Annotated in this window: 1 protein-coding gene; it reads left to right on the forward strand. The window is 64.6% G+C overall.

The genetic code is table 11. From position 1 onward, the window contains the following. The coding region (locus D1614_RS29120) for an Asp-tRNA(Asn)/Glu-tRNA(Gln) amidotransferase subunit GatB (RefSeq protein WP_497006694.1) at positions 1-505 on the forward strand (505 nt) is incomplete at both ends.

Below are 505 nucleotides of genomic sequence, written 5' to 3' on the forward strand. Positions count from 1 at the left end.
CTGGAAGAGGACGCCGGCAAATCGCTGCACGAAGACTTTGCCGGCATGACCGGCATCGACCTGAACCGCGCCGGTACGCCGCTGCTGGAAATCGTGACCGAGCCCGACATGCGCAGCGCGGCCGAGGCCGTTGCTTACGCCAAGGCGCTGCATGCGCTCGTGATGTGGCTGGGCATCTGCGACGGCAACATGCAGGAAGGCAGCTTCCGTTGCGACGCGAACGTGTCGGTGCGCCCGGGCCCGGATGCACCGTTCGGCACGCGCTGCGAAATCAAGAACCTCAACTCGTTCCGCTTCCTGGAAGAGGCGATCAACTACGAAGTGCGCCGCCAGATCGAGCTGATCGAAGACGGGGGCACCGTGGTGCAGGAAACCCGCCTGTACGATCCGGACCGCAAGGTAACGCGCTCGATGCGCAGCAAGGAAGACGCGCAGGATTACCGCTACTTCCCGGATCCCGACCTGCTGCCGCTCGTCATCGGCGACGATTGGATCGAGCGCGTGC

The organism is Maribellus luteus (genome assembly GCF_003576475.1).
GTDB classification, from domain to species: Bacteria; Bacteroidota; Bacteroidia; order Bacteroidales; family Prolixibacteraceae; genus Draconibacterium; species Draconibacterium luteum.